This window comes from Streptomyces sp. R21, assembly GCF_041051975.1.
Lineage (GTDB): Bacteria > Actinomycetota > Actinomycetes > Streptomycetales > Streptomycetaceae > Streptomyces.
This window is the reverse complement of the sequence record NZ_CP163435.1, coordinates 6,182,684-6,208,640: the sequence shown is the minus strand read 5'-3', so window position 1 is coordinate 6,208,640 and position 25,957 is coordinate 6,182,684. Positions and strand designations below refer to the sequence as shown.

General features: G+C 70.4%; 26 protein-coding genes. 13 read left to right on the top strand and 13 right to left on the bottom strand.

The features are described 5' to 3' along the window. Positions 1 to 20 precede the first annotated feature (20 nt). The 3 genes from AB5J56_RS27740 (at position 21) to AB5J56_RS27730 (ending at position 3,307) form a co-directional block, all read left to right on the top strand. A complete protein-coding gene (locus AB5J56_RS27740) occupies positions 21 to 1,349 on the top strand; it encodes a nicotinate phosphoribosyltransferase (RefSeq protein WP_369236113.1) in 1,329 nt (442 codons plus the stop codon). Between the two features lie 297 nt (positions 1,350 to 1,646). After that, positions 1,647 to 2,234 carry a nicotinamidase gene (locus tag AB5J56_RS27735; RefSeq protein WP_369236111.1) on the top strand — a complete coding sequence of 196 codons (588 nt, stop codon included), beginning with the start codon at positions 1,647 to 1,649 and terminating at the stop codon, positions 2,232 to 2,234. 164 nt (positions 2,235 to 2,398) lie between these two features. Beyond that, positions 2,399 to 3,307, top strand: coding sequence for a hypothetical protein (locus AB5J56_RS27730; protein WP_369236109.1), 909 nt, complete (start codon positions 2,399 to 2,401; stop codon positions 3,305 to 3,307). A gap of 26 nt (positions 3,308 to 3,333) precedes the next feature. Here the strand turns inward: AB5J56_RS27730 and AB5J56_RS27725 are convergent, their stop codons facing one another. Together AB5J56_RS27725 and AB5J56_RS27720 are read right to left on the bottom strand one after the other, a co-directional pair. Beyond that, positions 3,334 to 3,693 (bottom strand): hypothetical protein, encoded by a 360-nt coding sequence (locus AB5J56_RS27725; RefSeq protein WP_369236107.1) that lies wholly within the window; start codon positions 3,691 to 3,693, stop codon positions 3,334 to 3,336. Between the two features lie 121 nt (positions 3,694 to 3,814). Next, complete coding sequence (locus AB5J56_RS27720; RefSeq protein ID WP_369236105.1) at positions 3,815 to 6,172, bottom strand: immune inhibitor A domain-containing protein; 2,358 nt, start codon at positions 6,170 to 6,172, stop codon at positions 3,815 to 3,817. Between the two features lie 449 nt (positions 6,173 to 6,621). Between AB5J56_RS27720 and AB5J56_RS27715 the strand changes: the two genes are divergently transcribed. Next, positions 6,622 to 6,990: a hypothetical protein gene (locus tag AB5J56_RS27715; protein WP_369236103.1), complete on the top strand. Its 369-nt coding sequence runs from the start codon at positions 6,622 to 6,624 to the stop codon at positions 6,988 to 6,990. A gap of 39 nt (positions 6,991 to 7,029) precedes the next feature. Here AB5J56_RS27715 and AB5J56_RS27710 read toward each other — a convergent pair whose 3' ends face one another. Continuing rightward, a complete protein-coding gene (locus tag AB5J56_RS27710) occupies positions 7,030 to 7,713 on the bottom strand; it encodes an RDD family protein (RefSeq protein WP_369236101.1) in 684 nt (227 codons plus the stop codon). 107 nt (positions 7,714 to 7,820) lie between these two features. Continuing rightward, a complete protein-coding gene (locus tag AB5J56_RS27705; protein WP_369236099.1) occupies positions 7,821 to 9,329 on the bottom strand; it encodes an RDD family protein in 1,509 nt (502 codons plus the stop codon). A gap of 467 nt (positions 9,330 to 9,796) precedes the next feature. Between AB5J56_RS27705 and AB5J56_RS27700 the strand changes: the two genes are divergently transcribed. Beyond that, complete coding sequence (locus tag AB5J56_RS27700; protein ID WP_369236097.1) at positions 9,797 to 10,270, top strand: SsgA family sporulation/cell division regulator; 474 nt, start codon at positions 9,797 to 9,799, stop codon at positions 10,268 to 10,270. 23 nt (positions 10,271 to 10,293) lie between these two features. Here AB5J56_RS27700 and AB5J56_RS27695 read toward each other — a convergent pair whose 3' ends face one another. Next, positions 10,294 to 11,700, bottom strand: coding sequence for an FAD-binding oxidoreductase (locus AB5J56_RS27695; protein WP_369236095.1), 1,407 nt, complete (start codon positions 11,698 to 11,700; stop codon positions 10,294 to 10,296). 185 nt (positions 11,701 to 11,885) lie between these two features. On the opposite strand from AB5J56_RS27695, the gene AB5J56_RS27690 reads away from it, so the two are divergent. After that, positions 11,886 to 13,280 (top strand): tetratricopeptide repeat protein, encoded by a 1,395-nt coding sequence (locus AB5J56_RS27690; protein ID WP_369242829.1) that lies wholly within the window; start codon positions 11,886 to 11,888, stop codon positions 13,278 to 13,280. An 88-nt stretch (positions 13,281 to 13,368) separates the two neighbouring features. On the opposite strand, the gene nthA is transcribed toward AB5J56_RS27690, so the two are convergent. The 5 genes from nthA to hppD all read right to left on the bottom strand — a co-directional run bounded on the left by nthA (position 13,369) and on the right by hppD (position 16,716). Further along, on the bottom strand, positions 13,369 to 13,974 hold the full coding sequence (nthA, locus tag AB5J56_RS27685; protein WP_369236093.1) for a nitrile hydratase subunit alpha: 606 nt from the start codon (positions 13,972 to 13,974) through the stop codon (positions 13,369 to 13,371). Next, positions 13,961 to 14,254, bottom strand: a complete 294-nt coding sequence (locus tag AB5J56_RS27680; RefSeq protein ID WP_369236091.1) for an SH3-like domain-containing protein — start codon at positions 14,252 to 14,254, stop codon at positions 13,961 to 13,963. The genes nthA and AB5J56_RS27680 overlap by 14 nt, the downstream gene beginning before the upstream one ends. Then, positions 14,247 to 14,558, bottom strand: coding sequence for a hypothetical protein (locus AB5J56_RS27675; protein ID WP_369236089.1), 312 nt, complete (start codon positions 14,556 to 14,558; stop codon positions 14,247 to 14,249). The genes AB5J56_RS27680 and AB5J56_RS27675 overlap by 8 nt, the downstream gene beginning before the upstream one ends. 9 nt (positions 14,559 to 14,567) lie before the next feature. Further along, on the bottom strand, positions 14,568 to 15,452 hold the full coding sequence (locus tag AB5J56_RS27670; RefSeq protein WP_369236087.1) for a Teichoic acid biosynthesis protein C (Precursor): 885 nt from the start codon (positions 15,450 to 15,452) through the stop codon (positions 14,568 to 14,570). 118 nt (positions 15,453 to 15,570) lie between these two features. After that, positions 15,571 to 16,716 (bottom strand): 4-hydroxyphenylpyruvate dioxygenase, encoded by a 1,146-nt coding sequence (hppD, locus tag AB5J56_RS27665; protein WP_369236085.1) that lies wholly within the window; start codon positions 16,714 to 16,716, stop codon positions 15,571 to 15,573. A 134-nt stretch (positions 16,717 to 16,850) separates the two neighbouring features. Here hppD and AB5J56_RS27660 point away from each other — a divergent pair, with 134 nt between their 5' ends. From AB5J56_RS27660 to AB5J56_RS27630, 7 genes are all read left to right on the top strand, one after another. Further along, on the top strand, positions 16,851 to 17,321 hold the full coding sequence (locus AB5J56_RS27660; RefSeq protein ID WP_369236083.1) for an Lrp/AsnC family transcriptional regulator: 471 nt from the start codon (positions 16,851 to 16,853) through the stop codon (positions 17,319 to 17,321). A gap of 49 nt (positions 17,322 to 17,370) precedes the next feature. Then, the gene (locus AB5J56_RS27655; RefSeq protein WP_369242827.1) at positions 17,371 to 18,018 is read left to right on the top strand and encodes an ABC transporter permease; all 648 of its coding nucleotides are present in this window, start codon (positions 17,371 to 17,373) and stop codon (positions 18,016 to 18,018) included. After that, positions 18,011 to 19,294, top strand: a complete 1,284-nt coding sequence (locus AB5J56_RS27650) for a betaine/proline/choline family ABC transporter ATP-binding protein (RefSeq protein WP_369236081.1) — start codon at positions 18,011 to 18,013, stop codon at positions 19,292 to 19,294. The genes AB5J56_RS27655 and AB5J56_RS27650 overlap by 8 nt, the downstream gene beginning before the upstream one ends. Next, positions 19,291 to 20,187 (top strand): ABC transporter permease, encoded by an 897-nt coding sequence (locus AB5J56_RS27645; RefSeq protein ID WP_369236079.1) that lies wholly within the window; start codon positions 19,291 to 19,293, stop codon positions 20,185 to 20,187. Before AB5J56_RS27650 ends, AB5J56_RS27645 begins: the two co-directional genes overlap by 4 nt. Then, positions 20,184 to 21,149, top strand: coding sequence for a glycine betaine ABC transporter substrate-binding protein (locus AB5J56_RS27640; RefSeq protein ID WP_369236077.1), 966 nt, complete (start codon positions 20,184 to 20,186; stop codon positions 21,147 to 21,149). Before AB5J56_RS27645 ends, AB5J56_RS27640 begins: the two co-directional genes overlap by 4 nt. Positions 21,150 to 21,250: 101 nt before the next feature. Next, the gene (locus AB5J56_RS27635; protein ID WP_369236075.1) at positions 21,251 to 21,853 is read left to right on the top strand and encodes an ArsR/SmtB family transcription factor; all 603 of its coding nucleotides are present in this window, start codon (positions 21,251 to 21,253) and stop codon (positions 21,851 to 21,853) included. Between the two features lie 50 nt (positions 21,854 to 21,903). Continuing rightward, a complete protein-coding gene (locus AB5J56_RS27630; protein WP_369236073.1) occupies positions 21,904 to 22,086 on the top strand; it encodes a hypothetical protein in 183 nt (60 codons plus the stop codon). Here AB5J56_RS27630 and AB5J56_RS27625 read toward each other — a convergent pair. The 3 genes from AB5J56_RS27625 to AB5J56_RS27615 all read right to left on the bottom strand — a co-directional run bounded on the left by AB5J56_RS27625 (position 22,083) and on the right by AB5J56_RS27615 (position 25,917). After that, positions 22,083 to 22,868 carry a PDZ domain-containing protein gene (locus AB5J56_RS27625; protein ID WP_369236071.1) on the bottom strand — a complete coding sequence of 262 codons (786 nt, stop codon included), beginning with the start codon at positions 22,866 to 22,868 and terminating at the stop codon, positions 22,083 to 22,085. The two genes, AB5J56_RS27630 and AB5J56_RS27625, sit on opposite strands and share 4 nt — an antisense overlap. Before the next feature lie 163 nt (positions 22,869 to 23,031). After that, positions 23,032 to 23,673, bottom strand: coding sequence for an IclR family transcriptional regulator (locus AB5J56_RS27620; protein WP_369236069.1), 642 nt, complete (start codon positions 23,671 to 23,673; stop codon positions 23,032 to 23,034). Positions 23,674 to 24,108: 435 nt separating this feature from the next. Further along, positions 24,109 to 25,917 carry a DEAD/DEAH box helicase gene (locus tag AB5J56_RS27615; RefSeq protein ID WP_369236067.1) on the bottom strand — a complete coding sequence of 603 codons (1,809 nt, stop codon included), beginning with the start codon at positions 25,915 to 25,917 and terminating at the stop codon, positions 24,109 to 24,111. Positions 25,918 to 25,957: the final 40 nt, after the last annotated feature.

Sequence of the window (25,957 nt, the reverse complement as noted above, 5' to 3'; positions counted from 1 at the left end):
TGGGGGTAGCATCCCGTCCCATGAACACAGCGGACCTTGGGCTGCCGGTGGACGTTCCCTCGACGGCGCTCTTCACCGACCAGTACGAGCTGACGATGCTGCAGGCCGCCCTCGCGGCCGGGACCGCCGAGCGGCGCTCCGTCTTCGAGGTCTTCACCCGGCGGCTGCCCGAAGGGCGGCGGTACGGGGTCGTGGCGGGGACCGGGCGCGTGCTCGACGCCGTGGAGAACTTCCGCTTCGACGCGGACGTCCTGGGCTTTCTGCGCGAGCGCGGGATCGTGAACGAGGAGACCCTGGCGTGGCTCGCCTCGTACCGCTTCGGCGGGGACATCTGGGGCTATCCCGAGGGCGAGGTCTACTTCCCGGGCTCGCCGATCCTGCGGGTCGAGGGCTCCTTCGCCCAGTGCGTGCTCCTGGAGACGGTGATCCTCTCCATCCTCAACCACGACTCGGCGATCGCGGCCGCCGCCTCCCGCATGGCCTCCGCCGCCGGGGACCGGCCGCTGATCGAGATGGGCGCCCGGCGCACGCACGAGCTGGCCGCGGTGGCCGCCTCGCGCGCCGCGTACGTGGGCGGCTTCGCCACCACCTCCGACCTCGCCGCCGGGTTCCGGTACGGCATCCCGACGGTCGGGACCTCCGCGCACGCCTTCACCCTCCTGCACGACCAGGAGCGCGACGCCTTCCAGGCCCAGGTGAACTCGCTCGGCCGGGGCACCACGCTCCTCGTCGACACCTACGACGTCACGGAGGCCGTCCGGATGGCGGTCGAGGTCGCCGGGACCGACCTCGGGGCCGTGCGCATCGACTCCGGTGACCTGCTCCTCGTCGCGCACCGGGTGCGGCAGCAGCTGGACGAGCTGGGCGCGACGGACACGAAGATCGTGGTGACCTCGGACCTGGACGAGTACGCGATCGCCTCGCTGGCGGCGGCGCCCGTGGACGCGTACGGCGTCGGCACCCAGCTGGTGACGGGATCCGGCCATCCGACGTGCTCGATGGTCTACAAGCTGGTCGCCCGAGCCGAGTCGGCGGACCCGAAGGCTCCGCTGGTGCCGGTGGCGAAGAGGTCGACGGGCGGCAAGACGTCCATCGGCGGGCGCAAGTGGGCGGCGCGGCGCCTGGACGAGTACGGGGTCGCCGAGGCCGAGGTGATCGGCACCGGTGCGGTCCCGGGCGAACTGTCCGACCGGCAGCTCCTGGTCGAGCTGGTCAAGGGCGGTCAGGTCGTCGCCCGCGAGCCGCTGGACGCCGTACGGGACCGGCATGCGGCCGCCCGCGCGAACCTGCCGCTGTCGGCGAGGCAGCTGTCGCGCGGGGAGTCCGTGATTCCGACGGAGTACGTCTGACGGATTCCGCCGGAGTACGACGGAGCACGTCCGACGCGGGGCCGTCGGAGTACGACGGAGTACGTCCGACGCGGGGCTGTACGTCCGCCCTGGTGCGGGGGTCCGGGCGCATGAACGCACGGTGAGCGGGAATGCAACGGCAGCGTGCTCGCGCACCCGTGCCTGAACTTCCCCGGAGCCGCTCGGGGCCCGCGCACCCTCCCGTCCCGTACCCGAAGTCTCTAAGCTCGGTAGTTCGAAGGCCGGGCCCGCACCCCACCACCGACCGACCCGCTGTCGAGCCGAAGGACACCGACCATGCGCCGCGCCTTGATCGTCGTAGATGTGCAGAACGACTTCTGCGAGGGCGGCAGCCTCGCGGTGTCGGGGGGTGCCGACGTGGCTGCCGCGATCACCGAGCTGATCGGCCAGGCGTCCGCCGGGTACCGCCATGTCGTGGCCACCCGCGACCATCACATCGCCCCCGGCGGCCACTTCGCCGACAACCCCGACTTCGCCCACTCCTGGCCCGCGCACTGCGTGGCCGGTACGGAGGGCGTGGGCTTCCACCCGAACTTCGCGCCCGCCGTCGCCTCCGGCGGAATCGACGCCGTCTTCGACAAGGGCGCGTACGCGGCGGCGTACAGCGGCTTCGAGGGCGTCGACGAGAACAGCGTCCCGCTGGGCGACTGGCTGCGAGCCCGCGAGATCGACGAGGTCGACGTGGTCGGGATCGCCACGGACCACTGCGTACGGGCGACGGCGCTGGACGCGGCCCGGCAGGGCTTCCGTACGCAGGTGCTGCTGGATCTCACGGCCGGAGTCGCCGAGGAGACCACCGAGCGCGCTCTGGAGGAGCTGCGGGAGGCGGGCGTGGAGCTGTCCGGGAAGCCTGTCGTGCAGTAGTCGCTCAGCAACGATCAAGGCAATCACCGATCAGGCCCATTCGGGGCGTACCCCGGAGGGAGCGCCCTGCGCCGATCGGGCCTGCTGTCTGCGTGGCTGCCGCCGAGCCGGGTTCGCGAGTGCTGCCCTGCCGTCAAGGGGATCGCTCGACGAACAGGAGACTCATGCGCACCGCACTGCAGCGGCATGGGGCCCGGGTGGCAGTGGCCACCCTCGCCCTGGCGGCCGCCCTCGGCGGCACCACCACCGCCGACGCCACGCCTCGGGACGGCCACGACGGCGGCCGGTCGCCGCACCCGGTCGAGGTGGCCATCGGCGACTCCGGCATCCAGGCACCGCATGTCGCCCGGGCCGGAGTGGTCGCCTTCCGCGTCACCACCGACGACAAGGACGGCCACGACCTCCAGGCCTTCCGGCCGCGCCACGGGGTCACGCTCAAGAAGGTCTTCGCCGACCTGACCATGGCCGTCAACGAGAACAACCCCACCGTCTCCGCCAAGGGCATCAAGGCGGTCAACCGGGACTCCGAGCTGTTCGGCGGCGCCCAGGTCACGCCGAAGGTGCCGGGGACCTTCACCACTCCGATCAGCGCGGGCCCGGTCTACCTGCTGGACTTCACCAAGTTCTTCGGGGACCCGGCCCACCCGGTGTACCGCAAGGTGGAACTGCGCGGCGGGCGGAGCGGAGACCTCGCCGACTTCCCCGACGGCATCGTGATCACCAAGGAGACGTCGGCCGGACCCCGCTTCGACGTCAACGGGGTGCACCGGGCCAAGGACAACATCCTGGTGCACAACGCCGCGGACGAGATCCACGAGATGCAGCTGCAGCCCGTTGCGCCCGGTACCACGGACGCCCAGCTCGACGCCGTCTTCAACGGCACCGCGACCGGCGCGCCGCCCTTCACGGGTCCGGCCGTCGGCCTCGGCGCCATCTCCCCCGGCCGCACCGCCCTGCTCCAGGAACACCACCTGCCGCCGGGCACCTACGCCCTGCTGTGCTTCATCCCGGACGACAAGACCGGCATCCCGCACGCCTTCGAGGGCATGCACAAGGTCGTCGTACTGAGCTGAGGCTTCTCCGGTGTGCCGCGGCGGGCTCAGCCCCGCTGCGGCGCCGCCGGACGGCGCAGCAGGGCCCTGATCGGGTGCCACAGCTCCTGGGGCAGCTCGATGCCGCCGACACCGTTGTCAAGGGTCGTGTCGGGGGCCGTGCGCCATATCAGGCCGTCCGGGTGGTGCAGTACGGCGGTGATCTCGTCCGGGGACGGCGGGGCGCTGTTGCCGCGCAGGTAGATCGCGCGCATCCCGAGGTTGCGGAGCCTGGTCAGGGCTCGGGCGCGGTTCTGGGCGAGCACGAGTACGCGGACGCAGTCGGCGCTCTCCCCGGTCGATGTGGGCAGGTTCAGTGCCACCACCACGCTGCCGTTCGGCAGCTTGCAGAAACCTCCTGCGGCCATGCAGTCACACCCCCGTGTGCACCGGTGTCAATAAGAAATCCACAGGACGCACCTAAACACGATCGGCCGCAACCCGCCAGAGGGTTGCGGCCGATCATCTTCTGACCTGCGGGAATGCGGACTACTTCACCGCGGGGCCGACCTTCAGCGAGATCGTGGAGCCGTCCTTGGCCTCCTTGACGATCTTGATCTTGGTGTTGGTGTCAGTGACCTGGACACCGGCGGTCGGGGTGGCCTTGTCGTAGTAGGTGCTGGTGTGGTCGTTGAAGACCGGCACACCCTTCGACGACGGGATCTTGACCGCCACGTCCGCGTTGTGCAGCGTGATGCCGTCCGTGCGGTACAGGCTGAACGGCGAGTCGTACGCCTGCATACGGCTGCGCAGCGTCGTGCCGTCGGCCCACTTCAGGGCCTTCGGGTGCGAGTCGATCGGCAGGATCTGACCGGTGCCCGGGTGGGCGCTCGTGTTGTCATCGGCCTGCGAGGTGTCCCACTTCCAGATCAGCAGACCGTTCTGGTACGAGTAGTGCTCGACCCACTTCGGGCGGGTGGTGGAGAAGCCGAAGTTGTACGGGCCGACCTTGAGGGTCTTGTCGTACGACGTGTACTGGCGGTTCTCGGCGATGTAGTACTGCGCGTAGTCCTTGGTGAAGGACGCGCCGAGGCGGGAGAAGCCGGTGGCGGTCCAGGCGGCGTCCGCGCTCTCCGCGTTGTCGGAGAACACCGGGGAGCCGTCCGCGGTGACGGCGATCTCGTCGGCCGCGAAGCCCTTCTGCGCCACGCCGCCGTCGGTGGCGTAACGGAAGCGGATGTCGATCTTCTTGCCCGCGTAGGCGTCGAGCGAGTACGACAGCTTCTTGTACGCGTCGACCGAGCCGGTCAGCGCGGGCTTGTCGCTGCCGTCGCGCGGGATGGCGGCGCCGTCGGCCGTGCCGTCCACGGCGGTCCAGTTGGCGCCGCCGTCGGTGGAGACCTCGGTGTAGAGGTAGTCGAAGTTCTCCTCGATGTCCCACCAGCCGTCGAGGGTCAGCGTGGCCTTCGACTTGCCGGTGAGGTCGACCGAACGGGACAGCGTGTTCTTGAGGTTGTCACCGCTGCCGCTCCACCACTGCGTGGCGCCCTGGGCCGGGGTGACGACCTGGGCCGTGACCGCCTTGTCGGGCAGCGAGACCAACAGGGCCTGCTTGTTCCAGGTGTTGTACTCGGCGACGCCCAGCTTGTGCGTGGACTGCTTGCCGGCCTTCGCCGTGTCGTAGTTGAGCCAGCCGAGCTGCAGCTTGTCCCAGGCGTTCATGTCGCCGGGCAGGTCACCGATGGCGTTCTTGCCGGTGCCGAGCCAGGAACCGGCCGACATCAGCGTCCAGAAGCCGGTGGAGTTCTCGCCGCCGCCGGAGGTGTCGTACTCGTCCGGCAGGCCCAGGTCGTGGCCGTACTCGTGGGCGTAGACACCGAGGCCGCCGTTCTCCGGCTGCATGGTGTAGTCGCCGATCCAGATGCCCGAGGAGCCGAGCTGGGCGCCGCCGAGCTTGTTGTCGGCCGGGCCGGTCTGGCCCGCGTTGCTGCCGAACGCGTAGCTGCGGTGCGCCCAGATGGCGTCCGTGCCCTGGGCGCCGCCGCCCGCCGACTCGTCCTCGCCGGCGTGCACGATCTGGAAGTGGTCGATGTAGCCGTCGGGCTCGTTGAAGTTGCCGTCACCGTCGTAGTCGTAACGGTCCCACTGGTCGTACTTGGCGAGGTCCGCCTTGATGGCGGCATCGGACCGGCCGGCCGCCTGCTGGTCGGCGACCCACGCGTTGGCGCCGTCGGCGACCAGGTTCTGCACGCTGGGGCAGGTGGTCGAGCCGCAGGCGTTGTTGCCGTAACGGGCCTCGTTGTAGGAGACCTTGACCCAGTCGGAGACCTCGCCGTCGACCGAGTAGCGGCCCGAGGACTGCTTCTCGTAGTACTTCTTGAGCGACTCGGTCTTCTTGCCGGTGCCGAAGTACAGGTCCTGGAAGTGCTTCTGGTTGTAGTCCGCCTGCCAGGCCGTGCTGTTGTCCTTGGCACGGTCCGGCGCGGCTATCTTGTTGTGGAGCGGGCCGGCGGTGCCGCCGTAGCGGCTGTCGACCTTGTCGCCGAACTCGACCAGGATCGTGAAGATCTTGTCGGTCTTCTCGCGGCCCAGCTCTACGTACTTGCCGTGGCCCTTCTTGCTCTTGAGCTGAACCACCTGCGAGCCGTTGCGGTTCTTGACCTTGGCGTCGCCGGATATGACCTGGTTCAGGGCCTCTTGACGCTGAGCGTCCTGGGTCTTGCTGAGCGGGCCGTCGAGGTCGTGGTCGCCCTTCATCTTGGCCGGCTGCGGGTCGTACCGGTCCGTGGCCGCCGCCGACGAGGTGTCGTCGGCCTGCGCCACGGCGAACGTCGAGAACGTGGCGGTTGCCGCCGCGAGGGCAACGCCCACCGCGGCTGCTCTGAACGTCCATGATCTGCTGGTCACTTGATGTCCTCCCCCGCGTCCGTCCGCGCGGAGAGGGTCCTGGTCATGGGGTCCGCGCGCGTATACGCGTGTCAAGTGACGACATTCGACCGGAGTTACCAAAGAAAAGACAGATCTTGACTTGAACCCGCCAACTGCACTATGAAGTGACGACTGTTCGATATCCGGACGGTTACGGCGGCGTTGATGCGCCGTTCAACAGGCGCGCCCACCCGTCCACTTCGTGGACTGCATGACTCCGTGCGCCCCCCGTGCTCCGGCACCGTGGGTTAGGTCACGCTTACCGGCTGTTCCCCTCGGGCATGCAGCGGAATAGAGTCGATTGGCGGAGCGCCGGATGTCGGCGGATTGCCATGGTCGACACCGTTTCTCACCCCCGATTCTTATCCGCACCTCCCCCATCGCGAGAGGCACCCGGGGGGAGACCCCCACCCGAGGACACGATTGCCATGCCGCGTCCGAACACCGCACAGCTCGCCTACGGTTCCTGCACCGTGATCTTCTCGACGCTCGCCATGCTGCTGCTGTCTCAGACGACTTCGAGCGTGGGGATCGTCCTGATCACCCTCTCGGCGCTCGCTCTCGGGCTGCTCGTCGCCATGACGGTTCCGCTGCCCAAGTCGGCGCCCGCGAACGGGACTTCGGCCGGCACCACGGCATCCACGGCCGCTACGGCCGCTGTCGCGCAGGATCGGGTGCCGGCGCAGCGCGAGACCGCGTCCGTGTCCGCGTCCATGTCCGGCGCGCCCGAACCGGTGCCGGTACCGGTGTCCGTATCGGCGTCCGCCTCTTCCGCACGCGGGACGGCGGGCCCGTGAAGCACGGACCCGCCGATGTGAAGTGCGCCCCCTGTCGGGTCAGCGGGTGCTGACCACCACCGTCTTGGCCGCCTTGTCGTGCAGGCCCTGCTTGTAGGGCTTGTCGAAGAAGCTCCAGCCACCCGCGATCGCGGTCCAGACGCACGCGCAGCAGAACGCGAACGGGATCCACAGCACGGCCGCGCGCAGCAGCGAGGTCTGCGCGGAGGGCGTGGCGCCGTTGTCGAGGTTGGCCACGCGCAGGTTGAGCAGCTGCTTGCCGAGGGTCTGTCCGGACTTGCTGATCATGAGGGTGTCGTACGCGATGTAGAGGACGGCGCCGACCACCTCCCGGCCGAACGAGTCGGCGAACTTCATCTTGTCCGTGTCCAGCGTGTACTGACTGAAGCCGAACGCCCAGGACAGCAGCCACACCACGATGCCGACGATGATCATGTCGATGATCCTCGCCAGGACCCGCTTGCCGCTGTCGGCGAGCGGGGGCATTCCGGCGAGCGGGTCGGCGGTGCCGCCGCCGTAGGGGCCGTTGTCGTAGGGGCCGCCTCCGCCGTAGGGATCGCCGGTGCCGCCGCCGTACGGAGGGGGCTGGCTGCCGTACGGGGTGTCGTGGGGCGCGTCGTAGGGGGATCCGCCGCCCTCGGCGGGCGGGGGCTGTTGCTTCCTGAACGGATCGTCGTCCGGCGGGTTCTGACCGGAGCCGGGGGGCGGCGGTTCGGTACTCATGGCCCGAGTGGACCGCGAACCCCCCGGTTCCGCATCCGGCGAGCGGCCGTCCGAGGGACCGCGCGGGATACGTCCGACGCGCTACGGGCGCGTACCGCTCTACGCCGCTACGCCGCTACGAACGTGTGGGCGGCCTTGTCGTGCCAGCACTGGTGCCACGGGCGGTCGAACAGGCACCACAGGACGCCCACGACTCCGATGCCGAGGACGCCCGGGATGCTGTAGACGAGCCAGCGGCGCAGGGCCAGGCCGAAGGACGGCGGCTCGTGGGCCTCGATGTCCCGCACCTCGATACCGCACAGCTTCTTGCCCAGCGTGCGGCCCCACTTGGCGGTGGGCAGCGCCTCGTAGAGGACGCCGGCGAGGAGCAGTACGGCGAGGATGACGCCGAGGTAGCCCGCGCTCGTGCCGTCGAGCAGCCACACCGTGACCGTCTCACCGGACTGCTTCGCCGCGTCGATCTTCTCGTTGACGTGGTCGAGCGCCTTGGTGCCCAGCGGCACGGCGGCCACGGCGGTGACCGCGCCCAGCACGACGGTGTCCACCAGCCGCGCGGCCAGCCGCTTGCCGAGCGCCGCCGGACGCGCCTCCGACTGCCTGCGGGCGGCCGCCGTGAAGATGTCGTCGACCGGCGGCTTCCACGGCGCGACCGGCTGCCCCTCACCGTCCGGCGCCCCGGCCAGCCGGTGCACCTGCTGCGCCCAGGAGGGCTGCCCGCCGCCGGCGCCGGAGGTCATGGGGGTGGCTTGTTGGGGGACGGAGGGCGGGGGCTGGGTGGGTGCGGGGGTCGGGGCGGGGGCCTGTGCGGCGGGTTGGGCTGCTTGAGCTGACTGGGCTGCCTGGGCTGAGGCTGCGGCGGCTTGGGCTGCCTGGCCCGCGCCGAAGCCGCCGGCCGCGGGGGCGGAGGCTGCCGGGGCCGTGCTCCCCGCCTGCGCCCCGCCCTGCTTCCCCGCGCGCGGGGAGAGCGCACGGAACTGCATGGTGCCCTCGGCAGGGACGGGGTTACGGGGGCCAGGGGTGCCGGCGGAAGCGGCCGGACCGGCCGAGGGCGAGGTGTTCGCGCCGTCGGCGTCCGTGGGGCGTACGGGGCCCGTCGGACGGCGGAACACCACGGTGCCGCCGCCGGGGGCCGAGTCCGCCGGGGGGATCGTCGCGGTGCCGTCCGTGCGGGAGGACCTGCCGTCGGGCTGCACGACCGGTTCGGACGGCTGGGCCGCGTTCGGGACACGCGGGTCGACGCCCTGCGGCGCGCCCCACGACACCCGGCGGTCCTGCTCGCCGCCGAACCCGGACTGCCGGGAGCGGTCGGCGCCCCACGCGGTCGCGGGCTCGGGCCGGCTCCCGTGCTGCGCCTCGGCCGGGCTCAACCGGGGCGCTTCGACCGACGGCTGCGGGTCCTCGTCGAAGAAGTGCGGGCCCGTCTCCTCCGCGGCGGCGGGCGCGGGGTGCACGCCGGGCGGCGGCGCGAGCGGTTCGCCGTCCGACGGCGCGGGGCGGCTGGTGCCCGGCACCCAGGCGGCGCCGTTCCAGTACCGGACATATCCAGGAATGGAGGGATCCGGGTAATACCCGTCGCGGGGCCTGTCGTCACCGGGGGCCGGGGTTGGGGCGCTCATGTCCGTCGTCCCGTATCTGCTCGGGGGTCTTTTTGCGGCCTCCACATCTATCAGACCCCGGCACACACCGAGTCCCCTCCCGCCGCACCCACTCCTTTCGAGCACGGTTCCGCCGCGTTCCCCGGGCGGGATTCGCCTCGGCCGCGGGCCAGGAACCGTCACCTCCACGGGCGGGCCCCGTCACGCTTTCGGCTGGGGGTCCGGGGGTTATCCCCCGGGAAGACACAGCCAGACCCCGGCACACACCGAGTCCCCTCCCGCCGCACCCACTCCTTTCGAGCACGGTTCCGCCGCGTCTGCGGGGAGAGCGGAGCCCTCTCTGGCTCGTCGTGGCTGCCGGGCCCCGGGCGCCATGTCCAAGGAGGCGAAAAAAGATTCTCCGAACCCGCGTAATGGTTCCGGGGCAACGCGCTCTCCACTCGTACGGGCCTGCTCCAAGGCCCCGTACGAGAGAGGAAACGCACGTCATGCACACAGTGGTGGAGCGCGAGCTCGAGCTCAAACTCGTCCTGTCGCCGGAGCGCAGTATCCCGGTCCCGGCGCGGCTCAGTTACCGGTCCGACGATCCGTACGCCGTCCACATCGCCTTTCACATCGGGTCCGATCACCCCGTCAACTGGACGTTCGCCCGCGAGCTGCTGGTGGAGGGGGTGTTCCGGCCGTGCGGGCACGGGGACGTGCGGGTGTGGCCGACGAAGGTGGCGGGGCGGAGCGTCGTGCTGATGGCGCTGAGTTCGCCGGACGGGGACGCCCTGCTGGAGGCACCCGCGGCGCAGGTGTCCGCCTGGCTGGAGCGGACGCTTCGGGTGGTCCCCCCGGGCTCTGAGGCCGAGCAGCTCGGCATCGACGACGGCCTCGCCGAGCTGCTCGCGCCGACCCCGGCCGACGACCTGTGGCTGCGCGACCCCTGGCCGAGCGACGAGTCGACGGACGGGGAGTGAGCGCATCCGCCTGCCGCAGAGAGTCAGAAGAGCTTGCCCGGGTTCAGCAGACCCAGTGGGTCGAACGCCGTCTTGATCGCGCGCTGCATCTCCACGCCCACCGGGCCGATCTCGCGCGCCAGCCACTCCTTCTTCAGGACGCCCACGCCGTGCTCGCCGGTGATCGTGCCGCCGAGTTCCAGGCCGAGGGCCATGATCTCGTCGAAGGACTCGCGGGCGCGCCGGGACTCGTCGGCGGCGGCGGCGTCGAAACAGACGGTGGGGTGGGTGTTGCCGTCGCCCGCGTGGGCGCAGACCCCGATGGTGAGCGCGTACTTGTCGGCGATGCGGTCGATGCCTTCGAGCATCTCGCCGAGCCGGGAGCGGGGCACGCACACGTCGTCGATCATCGTCGTGCCCTTGACCGCTTCGAGGGCGGTCAGCGACAACCGCCGCGCCTGGAGCAGGAGTTCGGACTCGGCGGCGTCCTCGGCGGGGACGACCTGCGTCGCGCCCGCGGCCTCGCACAGCGCGCCGACGGCGGCGAGGTCGGCGGCCGGGTCGTGGGTGTCGAAGGCGGCGAGGAGGAGGGCCTCGGTGGACTCCGGCAGGCCCATGTGCGCCAGGTCGTTGACGGCCTTCACCGTCGTACGGTCCATGAGTTCGAGGAGGGACGGCACATGCCCGCCCTCCATGATCCGGCATACGGCGTCACACGCGGCACCTGCCGACCCGAACTCGGCGGCCAGGACGAGCTGTTGGGGCGGCTGCGGCTTCAGCGCCAGAGTCGCCCGTACGACGATGCCGAGCGAGCCCTCGGAGCCGACGAAGAGGCGGGTCAGGTCGTATCCGGCGACGCCCTTCGCCGTACGGCGCCCGGTGGACATCAGCCGCCCGTCTGCGAGGACGACGTCCAGACCGAGGACGTACTCGGCCGTCACGCCGTACTTCACACAGCACAGGCCGCCCGACGCCGTACCGATGTTGCCGCCGATCGTGCACATCTCCCAGCTGGACGGGTCCGGCGGGTAGCAGAGGCCTACCTCGCCCACCGCGCGGGAGAGCGTGGCGTTGATGACGCCGGGTTCGACCACGGCGATCCGGTCGACCTGGCTGATCTCCAGGATGCGGTCCATTTTCGTGAGCGAGAGCACGATGCAGCCGTCGGAGGCGTTGGCGGCGCCGGACAGGCCGGTGCGGGCACCCTGCGGGACCACGGGCACGCGCAGCTCGGTCGCGACGCGCATGACGTGCTGGACCTGCTCGACGGTGCGCGGCAGGACCACCACGGCCGGGGCGCCCGCCTCGCAGAAACTCGCCATGTCGTTGGCGTACGAGGCCGTGACGTCCGGGTCGGTCAGGACCGCCTCGGCCGGCAGGTCCGCGAGCAGACGGTCGACGAGGTTTCCGGTGACCTCGTCGCGCGGGGCTTCGATACGGCTCATGATCACAGCGTCGCACCCGGGGCCATCGGTGTGAACCCCGTCTGCGGCACCCTTCACATGCCGGGATGTGGTCTTCGTATTGACGCACAGTGATCGCCATGAAGACCGGTATGGAGATCCGCAGGGAGACCGGCGCGGACATCGGCGCGGACATCGGTGAGCGGCGTTCGGCGCCGCGCCCTGGCCGCTTCATGAAGCGTGCGCTGATCGGCGCGGTCGCCGGGTGCGTCGTCCTCGGCGGTGTGCTGGTGCTGACGCCCTCCGGGCAACGGAAGGCGCCGCCGCCCGCGCCGGGTCCCGAGGCCCGTGCGGCGACGGCCGTGGGCGCCGGGGTGCCCGCCGCGCTGCCCGACCTGGTGGCGCTCATCGGCGACCGTGAGACCCATCTGCGGGCCCATCCGCGCGACGAGCGGTCGTGGGCGGTGCTCGGTACGGCGTACGTGGAGCAGGCGCGGCGGACGGCTGTGCCCGCGTACTACCCGAAGGCGGAGCAGGCGCTGCGGACCTCGCTGAAGGTGCGGCCGAAGGGGAACGTGGAGGCCCTCGACGGGCTCGCCGCGCTCGCCAACACGCGGGGCGACTTCGCGGCCGGGCGGAAGTGGGCCGAGGCGGCGGCCCAGGCGGCGCCGAAGCGGTGGACGACGTATTCGCTGCTGATCGACTCCTACACCGGGCTCGGCGACTACAAGGCCACCCGCCGGGCGCTCGACAAGCTGCTCGACCTGCACTCCGGGTCCACGGTGCTGGCGCGGGCCGCGGGCGTGTACCGGGACCGCGGCTGGCGCGAGGACGCGGCCGCCGCGCTCACCGACGCGACGGCGCTCGCCCGGACGCCCGCCGAGCAGGCGGCCTGTCTGGAGCAGGCCGGGCAGCTCGCCTGGGAGCGCGGCGACCGCGAGGAGTCGCTCCAGCACTACGAGGCCGCGCTGCGCACCGATCCCGACGAGCACGGGGCCCTTGCCGGGCAGGGGCGCGCGCTGGCGGCGCTCGGCCGTACGTCGGAGGCCCTGCGCGCCTATCGGGCCGCGCTCGACCGGCAGCCCGAGCCGCGGTACGCCCTCGAACTGGGCGAGCTGTACGAGTCGTTGGGGCTCGGCGGGGCCGCGCGTGCGCAGTACGACCTGCTGCGGGCGCGGGTGCGGGAGGAGGCCGCCGGGGGCGTGAACGGTGACCTCGTCCTCGGGACGTTCGAGGCCGACCACGGGGATCCGGCGACCGCGGTGCGGCTGCTGCGGGGCGAGTGGCGGCGGCAGCCGGGGGTCGCTGTCGCGGACGCGCTGGGGTGGGCGCTGCATCGGGCCGGGGAGGACGAGGAGGCGCTCGGGTTCGCGGCCAAGGCGATGGACAGGGAGCATGGGGGTGGGGTGCGGAGTGCGTTGTACGCGTATCACCGGGGGGTGATCGAGCGGGACCTCGATCGGGGTGGGCCTGCGCGGCGCCACCTCACCGAGGCACTTCGCATCAACCCCTACTTCTCACCCCTGTTCGTCCCCGTCGCCAAGTCCGCCCTCGACTCCCTGGGCGAGCCAGCCGCGGAGGGCCCGGCAGAGCCGACGGCTGCGCCTGGCAGCCCCGGGGCACGCTGAGTTTCTTTCGCCCCCTCCGCCCCTGCCCGTCCCGTTCCTGGGGGCTGCGCCCCCTCGCCCCCGCTTATCGGCCTGAACGGCCTCGTCCTCAAACGCCGGACGGGCTGGATGCGGCCGCCGTGCCGATCAGGGCGTTGCGGGGCACCAGGGCCGCGAGTTCCCGCTCCCCGAGCGACTCCGTCGCGGCCGGGCGGCGCGGCAGCACCATGTACCGGGTTTCCGCGCTGGAGTCCCACACCTCGATCTTCGTGGTGGCCGGCAGGACGAGGCCGAACTCGCCGAGTACGGCGCGGGGTTCGCGGACCACTCGGGAGCGGTAGGCCTCGGACTTGTACCAGCTGGGGGACGGGCCGAGGAGGCGGAGGGGGTAGCAGGAGCAGAGGGTGCAGACGATGACGTTGTGGACGGACTCTGTGTTCTCCACCACTCGCAGGCGCTGGAACGAGCCGTCCATGAAGCCGAGTTCGCGGACCGCCGCCGTACCGTCCGCCAGCAGGCGGGACCTGAACTCCGGGTCCACCCAGGCGCGGGCGACGACCTTCGCCCCGTTCGCCGGTGACGAGCCGGACAGGAACGCGTCGATCACCTCGTCCAGCGCCCCGCCCGAGATCACCCCCTTCTCCTCGAGGAGGGTCTCCAGGCGCCGCACCCGGCGGGAGATCAGCGCGTCGTCGTGGTGGTCACCGCTCGTCATCGCGATCCTCTTCCAAGTAGCTTTCCCACAGGTCCAGTACGACGTGATGGTCGCCCTCGCCCCACAGATCACGGGCCGCGAACCGGACCGCGTACACCTGCTCGACCGGCGCGTCCCCGCGTCCCTGTGCGCTGAGGTCGGCCAGTTCCGCCCGGCCCTCCGGCTCGACCACGACCCCGTGCTTGCCGCGCGCGTAGCGCGGCAGGCGGGTGTGGTGCGGTGGGTCGTGGTGGAAGGTGCGCACCAGGGTGCCCGGCGGGAAGCGGTCGGTGTCAGTCATCGTGATCACCCCGCAGGTCGGGCGCCTCGTCCAGCTCACCCGGCTTGATGACGCCCTTGCGCTCCAGCAGCGCGCAGATCGCCTTGAACCACCGCTCGTAGTACGAGGTCTCCAGGTACTCCTGCGGTGACAGCGACTCGATCGCGTCCCGGAACTCGTTGGTGTTGAACACCCCTTGCGCGCGCAGGGCGTTGAAGAGGCCGACGACGCGCGCCTCCCAGTCCGCGTGGAAGGGCTCGGTGTCGTCGGTGGTGTCGATGGCGCCGAAGCCCTGCATGCCGCCCACGTCGTTGATCCTGGCCATGCGGTCAGACTACGGCTCGGCCCGCGTCCTGGCTTCCTTGACGAAGATCGAGAAACGGCGTGCTCCCAGCTGCCCGGAGGCGAACCCGAAGTACACCTGTGGGTTGGAGCCGCCGCGCACGGCGAGGCCCTCCGGCTCGCGGTACACGAGCGAGTGTCCGGCCTCGGTGCGTTCCCGCTGGAGCAGCCCGCCGGTGGTGATGTCGATGCTGGAGACGTGGGTGTTGCCGTGCTCGGCGGCCGGGTTGGTCTTCGCTTCGTAGGCCGAGCCCGCCAGCTGGTAGACGCAAGTGCGGTACAGGGCGTAGCCCTGGAAGGGGACCTTCGCGTCGGGGTGGGCGCCGGTCTGGGCGAAGTCGGCGACGGGGTCGGCGTAGTCGCGGGCCACGAAGCGGTCGAGGTCCCAGACGCGGTAGCGGGGCCGGTTGGCGGCGTCGCGGTAGCGGACGGCGATGCGCTCGGACGCCATGCAGACCGACGGCTGGTTGTTGATGGAGCCCGCTATGGGGTGGCGGATGTTGACCTGCGCGCCGGTGCGGACCGCCCCGTCGGAGAAGTGGAAGCGGGTGATTCCCTGCCCGTAGCCGTTCTTGGCGTCGGCCTCGGTCCAGATCCAGGTGCGGCCGTCCTCGGCGTCTTGCTGGATGCCGATGCTGACGCCGTGGCCGAAGCCCTTGAGGTACATGTGGCCCAGCCGGGTGCCGTCGTAGTGGAGCCTGTTCAGGCACAGATCGCCGGCCGCGTGTCCGGTGGCGGTGACCTGGAGGACGTACAGGTGCTTGTTCGCCTCGTCGAAGGCGAACGACTGGAGGACCGTCGGTTCCTTGAGCGTGCTCTTCTGCCACAGCCAGCGGTCGGAGGGTGTGGCGAGGTTGATGCGGGTGGTCACTCTCACCCCCGGGTCCTGTGGGTGCCCTCGTGGCACCCACAGGACATGAGAGCGTCAACTGCCGTTCGCTGGTTGCATGTTGTAAAGACTCACAGCGTACGAACTCACAGGCACCGCAGGGGCCTCACAGGTTGCCGCGCTTCTCCTGCTCCCGCTCGATCGCCTCGAACAGGGCCTTGAAGTTGCCCTTGCCGAAGCCCATCGAGCCGTGCCGCTCGATGATCTCGAAGAAGACGGTCGGACGGTCCTGGACCGGCTTGGTGAAGATCTGCAGCAGGTAGCCGTCCTCGTCGCGGTCGGCGAGGATCTTCAGCTCGCGGAGGGTGTCGACCGGGACGCGGGTGTCGCCGACCCACTCGCCGAGGGTGTCGTAGTACGAGTCCGGGGTGTCGAGGAACTGGACTCCGGCGGCGCGCATGGTGCGAACCGTCTCGACGATGTCGCCCGAGTTGAGCGCGATGTGCTGGACGCCCGCGCCGCCGTAGAACTCCAGGTACTCGTCGATCTGGGACTTCTTCTTGGCGATGGCGGGCTCGTTGATCGGGAACTTGACCTTGAGCGTGCCGTCGGCGACGACCTTCGACATCAGGGCCGAGTACTCGGTCGCGATGTCGTCGCCCACGAACTCCTTCATGTTCGTGAAGCCCATGACCTTGTTGTAGAAGCCGACCCACTCGTTCATGTGGCCGAGTTCGACGTTGCCGACGCAGTGGTCGATGGCCTGGAAGGTGCGGTGGGCGGGCGGCTCGACCATCGGGTCGGCGGCGACGTAGCCGGGAAGGTACGGGCCGTCGTAGCCGGTCCGCTCGACGAGCGTGTGACGGGTCTTGCCGTACGTCGCGATCGCCGCGAGGACGACCGTGCCGTGCTCGTCCTTCACCTCGTGCGGCTCGGCGAGCGAGCGGGCGCCGTGCTCGACGGCGTACGCGTGGGCGGCGCGCGCGTCCGGGACCTCGATGGCGAGGTCGACGACGCCGTCGCCGTGCTCGGCCACGTGCTCGGTGAGGAAGGTGCCCCAGGGGGTGGCGGGCTTGATGACCGACGTGAACACGAAGCGGGCCGAGCCGTTCGTGAGGACGTACGAAGCGGTCTCGCGGTTGCCGTTCTCCGGTCCGGAGTAGGCGACCAGCTGCATGCCGAAGGCCGTGGAGTAGTAGTGCGCCGCCTGCTTGGCGTTGCCCACGGCGAAGACGACCGCGTCCATTCCCTTGACCGGGAAGGGGTCGGCCTGCCGTGCGGTGTCGGGGGTGTGGTGGGTTGTCTGAGTCATGTCGGCAGGCTCCCCCCGATCCACAAGGTGCGCAATAGTTTGCGTATTAGCTGGTCAATCTGCTCAGTCGCGAACCCGTATTCGCGGCATTTCTGTACATGATGACCACCACCGAGGCGTTCCGGAGGACCCCCATGGCGATCGATCATCTGGACGGCCGGCTCATCGTGCTGCTGGCCGAGGAGCCGCGCATCGGCGTGCTGGAGATGTCCCGGCGGCTGGGGGTCGCGCGCGGCACCGTGCAGGCGCGGCTTGACCGGCTTCAGTCGAATGGCGTCATCCGCGGATTCGGCCCGCAGGTGGATCCGGCGGCGCTCGGCTACCCCGTCACCGCGTTCGCGACGCTCCAGATCCGGCAGGGCCAAGGCCCGGACGTACGGGCGCACTTGGCGACCGTGCCGGAGGTCCTGGAGCTGCACACCACCACCGGCAGCGGGGACATGCTGTGCCGCCTGGTGGCCCGCTCCAACGCGGATCTTCAACGGGTGATCGACCGGGTTGTCGGTTTTGATGGCATTGTCCGGGCCGCCACGGCGATCGTCATGGAGAACCCCGTTCCACTGCGGATCATCCCGCTGGTGGAGCAGGCGTCGCTCGACGAGTGAGCCCGCGGCCGACGGAAACCGCACAGCCCAGCAGCCATGCGAGGTGACAGTGACCTTCTGGGAGTATCTCGGAAACCGCCACCAGCAGCTGCTCACCGATGCCTACCAGCACGCCAGCGCCGTCTTCCAGTGCATGGTGATCGCGACCCTCATCGGCGTGATCATCGGCGTGGTCACCTATCGCAGCCAGTGGGCGGGCAACCTGGCCACGCTCACCACGTCCTCGATCCTGACCATCCCCTCGCTCGCCATGATCGGTCTGCTGATCCCGATCGTGGGCCTGGGCGTGCCGCCCACGGTCATCGCGCTGACGCTGTACGGGCTGCTGCCGGTCACCCGCAACGCGATCGTGGGCCTGCGCGGGGTCGACCCGTCGCTGGTGGACGCGGCGAAGGGCATCGGGATGTCCCGGATCGCCCGGCTGTTGCGGGTGGAGCTGCCGCTCGCCTGGCCGCCGATCCTCACCGGCATCCGGGTCTCGACACAGATGCTGATGGGCATCGCGGCCATCGCCGCCTACGCCTCCGGGCCCGGCCTCGGCAACGAGATCTTCCGCGGGATCGGCTCCCTGGGCAGCAAGAACGCGCTCAACCAGGTGCTCGCGGGCACGCTCGGGATCATCGTCCTGGCGCTGCTCTTCGACGCCGCGTACGTCCTCATCGGACGGCTGACCATCCCGAGGGGGATCCGTGCCTGAGACCGCGCCGGCGACCAACGAGAGTGCCGCGGAGGCCGGAAGCGCGTCGACGTCCGGCGCCAGCATCGAGCTGGAGAACCTCTCCAAGCGCTATCCGGGCAGCCCCGACCCGGCCGTCGACAGCGTGAACATGGAGATCAAGGCGGGCGAACTGGTCATCTTCGTGGGCCCGTCGGGCTGCGGGAAGTCCACCACGCTCAAGATGATCAACCGGTTGATCGAGCCGACCGGCGGGCGGATCAGGATCGGCGGCGAGGACGTCACCGACATGGACCCGGTGAAGCTGCGCCGCAAGGTCGGCTACGCGATCCAGTCCTCCGGGCTCTTCCCCCATATGACGGTCGCTCAGAACATCGCGCTGGTACCGAAGATGGTCGGCTGGTCGAAGTCGCGGATCAGGTCGCGGGTGGAGGAGATGCTCGACCTGGTCGGCCTCGACCCCGGCGAGTTCCACAACCGCTATCCGCGCCAGCTCTCCGGCGGCCAGCAGCAACGGGTGGGCGTGGCACGGGCGCTGGCCGCCGATCCGCCCGTCCTGCTGATGGACGAGCCGTTCGGTGCGGTCGACCCGATCACCCGCGACCACCTCCAGGACGAGCTGATCCGGCTCCAGCACGAACTGCACAAGACGATCGTGTTCGTCACGCACGACTTCGACGAGGCGATCAAACTGGGCGACCGGATCGCGGTCCTGCGGGAGCGCTCGCACATCGCGCAGTTCGACACCCCGGAGGCGATCCTCACCAACCCGGCCGACGACTTCGTGTCCGGGTTCGTGGGCGCGGGCGCGGCGCTGAAGCGGCTGAACCTGACGCGCGTACGGGATGTGGAGATCACCGACTATCCGACGGTCACCGTCGACGACCCGCTCCAGGAGATCTTCAACAAGCTCCGCCACAGCGGCACGAACGAGATCCTGCTGCTCGACAAGCGGGGCCGCCCCTACAAGTGGCTGCGACGCGGCGACCTCATGCGCGCGAAGGGTTCGCTCGCGCGGGCGGGCACGCTGGTGCACGACACGGTGACCCGGGACGCCACGGTGCGGGACGCGCTGGAGGCCGTACTGACGGACAACACGGGGCGGGTCGCGGTCACCGGGCGGCGCGGCGAGTACACCGGCGTCGTCGACATGGAGACGCTGATGAACTCCGTGCACGAACTTCTGGAGGCCGACCGGCTGGACGCCATGGAGCACCAGCACGAGCTGGAGGAGGCGCGCGCCCAGCAGACCCACGAGGAGCAGGAGGGCGACGGCGTCGGGGAGGCGAGGGCGTGAGCACTCCCCCACCGCGGCAGCGGCCCGAGGGCGAGCACGAGGTCAAGGGGCTCGCGTTCCGTGACGACGGCGACGGCGACGGCGGCGGCGGCAGCGGTGCCGGTGACGACGGCCGTGAGAGCGAGGCCGCCGCCCCGCCGTCCAGCGGGCCCGCGCGCCGCATCACCTGGCAGAAGCTGACGTTCCTGCCCGCCTTCCTCGTGGTGGTGCTGCTGGCCACCTGGATGTGGTTCGCGCAGGCCGACCTCGACCCGATCTCCGAGAACGCGCTCTCGGGCGGCCAGGTGTGGAAGGCACTGCGGCAGCAGATCCAACTGACCGTGATCTCCACGTTCTTCGTGCTGATCATCGCGATCCCGCTGGGCATCCTGCTCACCCGGCGGGCCTTCCGGAAGGCGGCCCCGGTCGCGATGGCCTTCGCCAACATGGGTCAGGCCACCCCGGCGATCGGCCTCCTCGCCCTGCTGGTGATCTGGCTCGGCACCGGCCAGAAGGCGGCCCTGATCGGCATCACCGTCTACGCCATCCTGCCGGTCCTCTCCAACACGATCGCCGGCCTGAAGGCGAACGATCCGACCCTGCTGGAGGCAGCGCGCGGCATCGGCATGTCGCCGCTGGGCGTCCTCGCGCGGATCGAACTCCCGCTGGCCGTCCCGCTGATCCTGGCGGGCGTACGGACGGCGCTGGTGCTGAACGTCGGCACGGCGACCCTCGCCACCTTCGGCGGCGGGGGCGGACTCGGCGTCCTCATCACCACCGGCATCACCACCCAGCGCATGCCGGTGCTGGTGCTCGGCTCGATCCTCACGATCGCCCTGGCGCTGCTGGTGGACTGGCTCGCCTCGCTGGCCGAACTCCTGCTCAAGCCACACGGGTTGGAGGCGGGATCATGAGACGTGCACTGGTCCTCACCCTCGCGGGGGCACTCGTACTGGCGTCCGGCTGCGGCCTGCAGAGCGGCTCCCCCATGGTCGACGACGTGGGGCCCGGCTCGATCGGGAAGGGCGAACCGCTCAAGGGCGCCCATCTGACCGTCACCTCCAAGGAGTTCACCGAGCAGCTGATCCTCGGCGCGATCATGGGCATCGCCTTCCAGGCGGCCGGCGCCGACGTCCTGGACCGCACGGGCATCCAGGGGTCCATCGGCGCCCGCGAGGCCGTCAAGAGCGGCGACGCGGACGGCATGTACGAGTACACGGGCACCGCCTGGATCACCTACCTCGGCAACAGCGAGCCCATCACCGACCCGCAGAAGCAGTGGCAGGCGGTGCACGACGCGGACCTGAAGAACGGGCTGACCTGGCTGCCGCCGTCCTCCCTCAACAACACCTACGCGCTCGCCATGAACCAGGACAACTCCAAGAAGTACGGCACGAAGACGCTCTCCGACGTCGCCGCGCTCGCCAAGTCCGACCCCGGCGCGGTCACGCTGTGCGTGGAGAGCGAGTTCGCCAACCGCGCGGACGGACTGCCGGGCATGGAGAAGAAGTACGGGATGAGCCTGCCCGCCGGGAACATCACGCAGATGGACACCGGGATCATCTACACCCAGGTGAAGAAGGGGAGTTGCACGTACGGGGAGGTGTTCACCACCGACGGGCGCATCAAGTCGATGAACCTGGCGGTGATGCAGGACGACAAGAAGTTCTTCCCCAACTACAACGTCGCCCCCGAGATCAACTCCAAGGCCCTGAAGGAGCATCCGGAGATCGCCGAGGTCCTCGACCCGATCACCAAAAGGCTGAACAACACAGTGGCGCAGACCCTGAACGCCAAGGTGGACGTGGAGGGGCAGGACCCGCATCAGGTGGCGCTGGACTGGATGAAGGCGGAGGGGTTCGTCAAGGGAGGCTGAGGGCCCGCGAGTTGAGCCCACTCGGCGCGATGGCGAGTTCCAAAGACTTAGTTGCAAAGAACCCGTTGCAACCAAGTCTTTGCAGCGCTATCTTTGTACGCATGACGGAGCAGCCGGAACGGCCCCAGAAGCCGCAGGAGCAGTACCGCACCCTTGACGCCCGCTCACTGCGGGGCCTGGCTCACCCCCTGCGGATGCAGTTGCTCAGCGCACTGCGCCAGCGGGGCCCGGCGACCGCCTCGCAGCTCGCCGAACGCCTCGGTGAGTCCAGCGGGGCGACCAGTTACCACCTGCGGCAGCTCGCCGCGCACGGCTTCGTCGAGGACGCCCCCGAGCACGGCAAGGGGCGGGAGCGCTGGTGGAAGGCGGCCGCTCAGGGCCTGATCTTCGACGACGCCATGCTCAAGGACTCCGATCCGGCCGTGCGGGGCGCCGTGGACACGTTCCTGCACGAGATCGCGACCACGCACTCCAGGGAGCTGTCGACCTGGCTCGGCACCCGGGACGACTGGTCCAGGGAGTGGACGAGCGCCAGCGACATGAGCGACATGACGCTACGGCTGACTCCCGGCCTCACCGCTGAACTCATCAAGGAGATGCACGACTTGGTCGACACCTACCGCGCACGCGCCGCCTCCGCGGAGATCCCCGAGGCCGAGCAGGTCCGCATCCACACACACGTCTTCCCGTTCACCACCAACTGAGAAGCCCAAGAAGTCCCTCACCGAGCAGTTCTCACAGAAAGGTCATCCCGATGCACTCGGAGACCCACCTCCAGCTGCACCACGTCCGCGCCGCCGAACTCCGCGCCCAGGCCGACGCGCACCGGCTCGCCACCGAGGCCAAGCGCCCCGGCGAACTCCGTACCCGACTCGGCTGGACCCTCGTGGAGGTGGGCCTGCGGCTCGCCGCCGCCCCGAGGCCCGCCATCGCCTAACAGCTCGGTACCGAGCCCTTGCCCTTCTCCAGGGCGACCAGCGAGTCCACCGCGCTGTTGAGCGTGGTGACCGGAATCAGGCGCAGTCCCTCGGGCAGCTCCGACTTCGCGTCCGAGCACTCCGCCTTCGGGACCAGGAAGACCGTTGCGCCGTCCCGCCGCGCGGCCTGCGTCTTCAGCGCTACGCCGCCCACCGCGCCGACCGTCCCGTCGGCGTCGATCGTTCCCGTACCCGCGATGGTGCGGCCGCCCGTGAGGTCGCCGCCGCTGCCGTCGCCGTCCAGCTTGTCGACGATGCCGAGCGAGAAGAGCAGCCCGGCGCTGGGCCCGCCGACGTCGGCCAGCTTGAGCGTGACCTTGACGTCCTTCTTGTGGAGGTAGGACAGCGCGGCCTCGGTGGCGGTGTCCTGGGACTCCTTCATCTGTGCGGTGTTGTGCGCCTCGATCTCCTTGACGCTGTCGCCGCTCGGGTAGACCGAGTCGCGCGGCAGCACCGCCCGGTCGGTACTGAACCAGCCGTCGAGGACGTCGCCGAGCGAGACATGCGTGTCGGGGCCCGTCGCCTCGATCGTCGTCATCCGCAGCTGCCCGCGGGTGTCCCGGGTGGGCGCCCCGCTGATGGTGATCACCTCGTCGCCCTTGTTCTCGCCGAGGACGTTCGCCGTCATACCGGGCTGCGCGACGGAGAACGGCAGCGGCGCGAACGCCGCCGTGGCGAGCAGGGCCACGACGGGGAGGGCGCAGACGGCGATGGCCTGGGGGCGTGTGAGGCGAGAGAGCACGGGATCAATCTAACGTCACCGCTCCGCGGAGCTTCCGTACAGGTCCCGGCGGGCGGTCGTGAGACGTGGGCACGGCCCGCGGCGCCGGGCGGCCTCGCGGGCGAGGTCCGGCTCGGCTCCGGCGCCCGCGCCGTCGGCGCAACGCGTCGGCGGCCCCGCGCCGTCAGCGCAACGCGTCGGCGACCTCGCGCGCCGCGTCCACCACCCGGGGCCCCACCCGCTCCGGAACGGAGTCCGCCAGCATGACCACCCCGACGCTCCCCTCGACCCCCGTCACGCCGATGAGCGGCGCCGCGGCGCCGCTCGCCCCCGCCTCCAACTCCCCGTGCGTGAGCGTGTATCCGGGCTCGGACACCGGTGTCTGCCGGGCGGCGAGGATGGCGCGCCCGGCGGCGCCCCGGTCCAGCGGGTGCCGGAATCCGGCGCGGTAGGCCACGTGGTAGTCCGTCCATGTCGGCTCGACGACGGCCACGGCCAGCGCCTCCGTCCCGTCGACCAGCGTCAGGTGTGCCGTCGCCCCGATGTCCTCGGCCAGCGCGCGCAGCGCCGGCAGCGCGGCCTCACGTACGAGGGGGTGCACCTGGCGGCCCAGGCGCAGCACACCGAGCCCGACCCGGGCGCGGCCACCGAGGTCCCGGCGTACGAGTGCGTGCTGCTCCAGCGTGGCGAGCAACCGGTACACAACAGTCCGGTTCACGCCCAGTTTGTTCGAGAGCTCGGTGACGGTCAGCCCGTGATCCGTGTCGGCGAGCAGCTTGAGGACCCTGAGGCCCCGGTCGAGCGTCTGAGAGGTCTCCGCGGTCACGACGCCCACTCCTTAGTGGTGAGGGTCGACGGCCTCCTCGCGGCGTATGCGTCACCGAGTCCCGTCGGCGACGCGCTTCAGAGGCCGCCGGTCGGCATACGACCCGGGTTCTCCCGGGCCCAGTCGCTTCACGGCTGCGCTCCGCGGCGGCGCTGCCACGGGGCGTGTGCGTAGCGGGACAGTAGCGAGCCAGTCCGCTCAGCGGAAGTCTTCGTCCAGAATCCGGGCATCGGACGGTGCGGAGTGATTCCGTTTGTCCCGATACGCAGGGCGCCTGCCACGCGGCGTGCACCACCCCTGCACAGAGCGCACACGCCGGAAGACGTGCCGGGCGTACGCCGGTGGCGGCATCGTCGTACGGGAAACGGGGCCGCCGTCGACGTACGGAGAACGGACCGGAGACGACCGCAAGGCGGCAGAGCCGTGCCCGCCCCGTCACCGCATCCGGGTGGCCCACTCCTGCACCTTGGCGATGCGCTGCCGCAGTTGCCCCGCCGTGGCCTCGGCGCTCGGCGGGCCGCCGCACACGCGCCGCAGCTCGGTGTGGATCACGCCGTGCGGCTTGCCGCTCTGGTGGACGTACGCGCCGACCATGGTGTTGAGCTGCTTGCGCAGTTCGAGCATCTCCTTGTGGGAGACCACGGGCCGCCGCTCGGCCGGGAGTTCGAGGAGATCCGCCTCGTCGTCGGGCTTCTTGCGGCTGTGCGCGATCTGCCGGGCCTGCCGCTTCTGGAGCAGCATCTGCACCTGGTCGGGTTCGAGCAGCCCGGGGATGCCGAGGTAGTCCTGCTCCTCCTCGCTGCCCGGGTGGGCCTGCATGCCGAACTCGGCGCCGTCGTAGAGGACGCGGTCGAAGACGGCCTCGGACTCCAGCGCCTCGAAGGAGAACTGCTCCTGCTCGCCGGTGTCCTCGTCCTGCTGCTTCTCGGCCTCCTCGAGGAGCTTGTCCTCCTCGGCGTACGGGTCCTCCTCGCCCTCCTTCTTGGGCTTGTCGAGGACGTGGTCGCGCTCGACCTCCATCTCGTTGGCGAAACCGAGGAGGTCGGGGACGGTCGGGAGGAAGACGGAGGCGGTCTCGCCGCGCCGCCGGGACCGTACGAAGCGGCCGACGGCCTGCGCGAAGAAGAGCGGGGTGGAGATGGTGGTGGCGTACACCCCGACCGCCAGCCGGGGCACGTCGACGCCCTCGGACACCATGCGGACGGCGACCATCCAGCGGTCGTTGCTGTGGCTGAACTCGTCGATCCGGTTGGAGGCGCCGGTGTCGTCGGACAGGACGAGGGTGGCCTTCGTGCCGGTGATCTCGCGGATCAGCTTGGCGTAGGCACGCGCCGAGTCCTGGTCGGAGGCGATGACGAGGGCGCCGGCGTCCGGGATGCCCTTCCTGACCTCGGTCAGCCGCTGATCGGCGGCGCGCAGCACGCTGGGCATCCACTCGCCGCGCGGGTCGAGGGCGGTGCGCCAGGCCTGCGAGATGGCGTCCTTGGTCATGGGCTCGCCGAGGCGGGCGGCGATCTCGTCCCCCGCCTTGGTGCGCCACCGCATGTTGCCGCTGTAGGAGAGGAAGATGACGGGGCGGACGACGTTGTCGGCCAGCGCGTTGCCGTATCCGTACGTGTAGTCGGCGGACGACCGCCGGATCCCGTCCTTCCCCTCCTCGTACGTCACGAAGGGGATGGGGTTGGTGTCGGAGCGGAACGGCGTACCCGTGAGCGCGAGGCGGCGGGTGGCGGGCTCGAAGGCCTCGAGGCAGGCCTCGCCCCAGGACTTGCTGTCGCCGGCGTGGTGGATCTCGTCGAGGATGACGAGGGTCTTGCGCTGCTCGACACGGTTGCGGTGCAGCATGGGCCGCACGCCCACACCCGCGTACGTCACGGCGACGCCCTGGTACTCCTTGCTGAGCGGGCCCGCGCTGTACTCCGGGTCCAGCTTGATCCCTATGCGCGCGGCCGCCTCGGCCCACTGCTTCTTCAGATGCTCGGTCGGCGCGACCACCGTCACCTGCTGCACGACATGGTGGTGCAGCAGCCAGGACGCGAGCGTCAGCGCGAACGTCGTCTTGCCGGCGCCGGGGGTGGCGACGGCCAGGAAGTCACGCGGCTGCTCCTGGATGTACCGGCTCATCGCCCCTTCCTGCCAGGCACGCAGCTTGCCCGCGGTACCCCAGGGGGCACGGCCGGGGAAGGCGGGTGAGAGGTGGTGCGAGGAGTGCGGGGCGGCAGCGCTGGCGGCGGTGGTAGTCACGGTCTCCGTTGTGGGGTTGAGCGGCTCGGCTACGTATGAC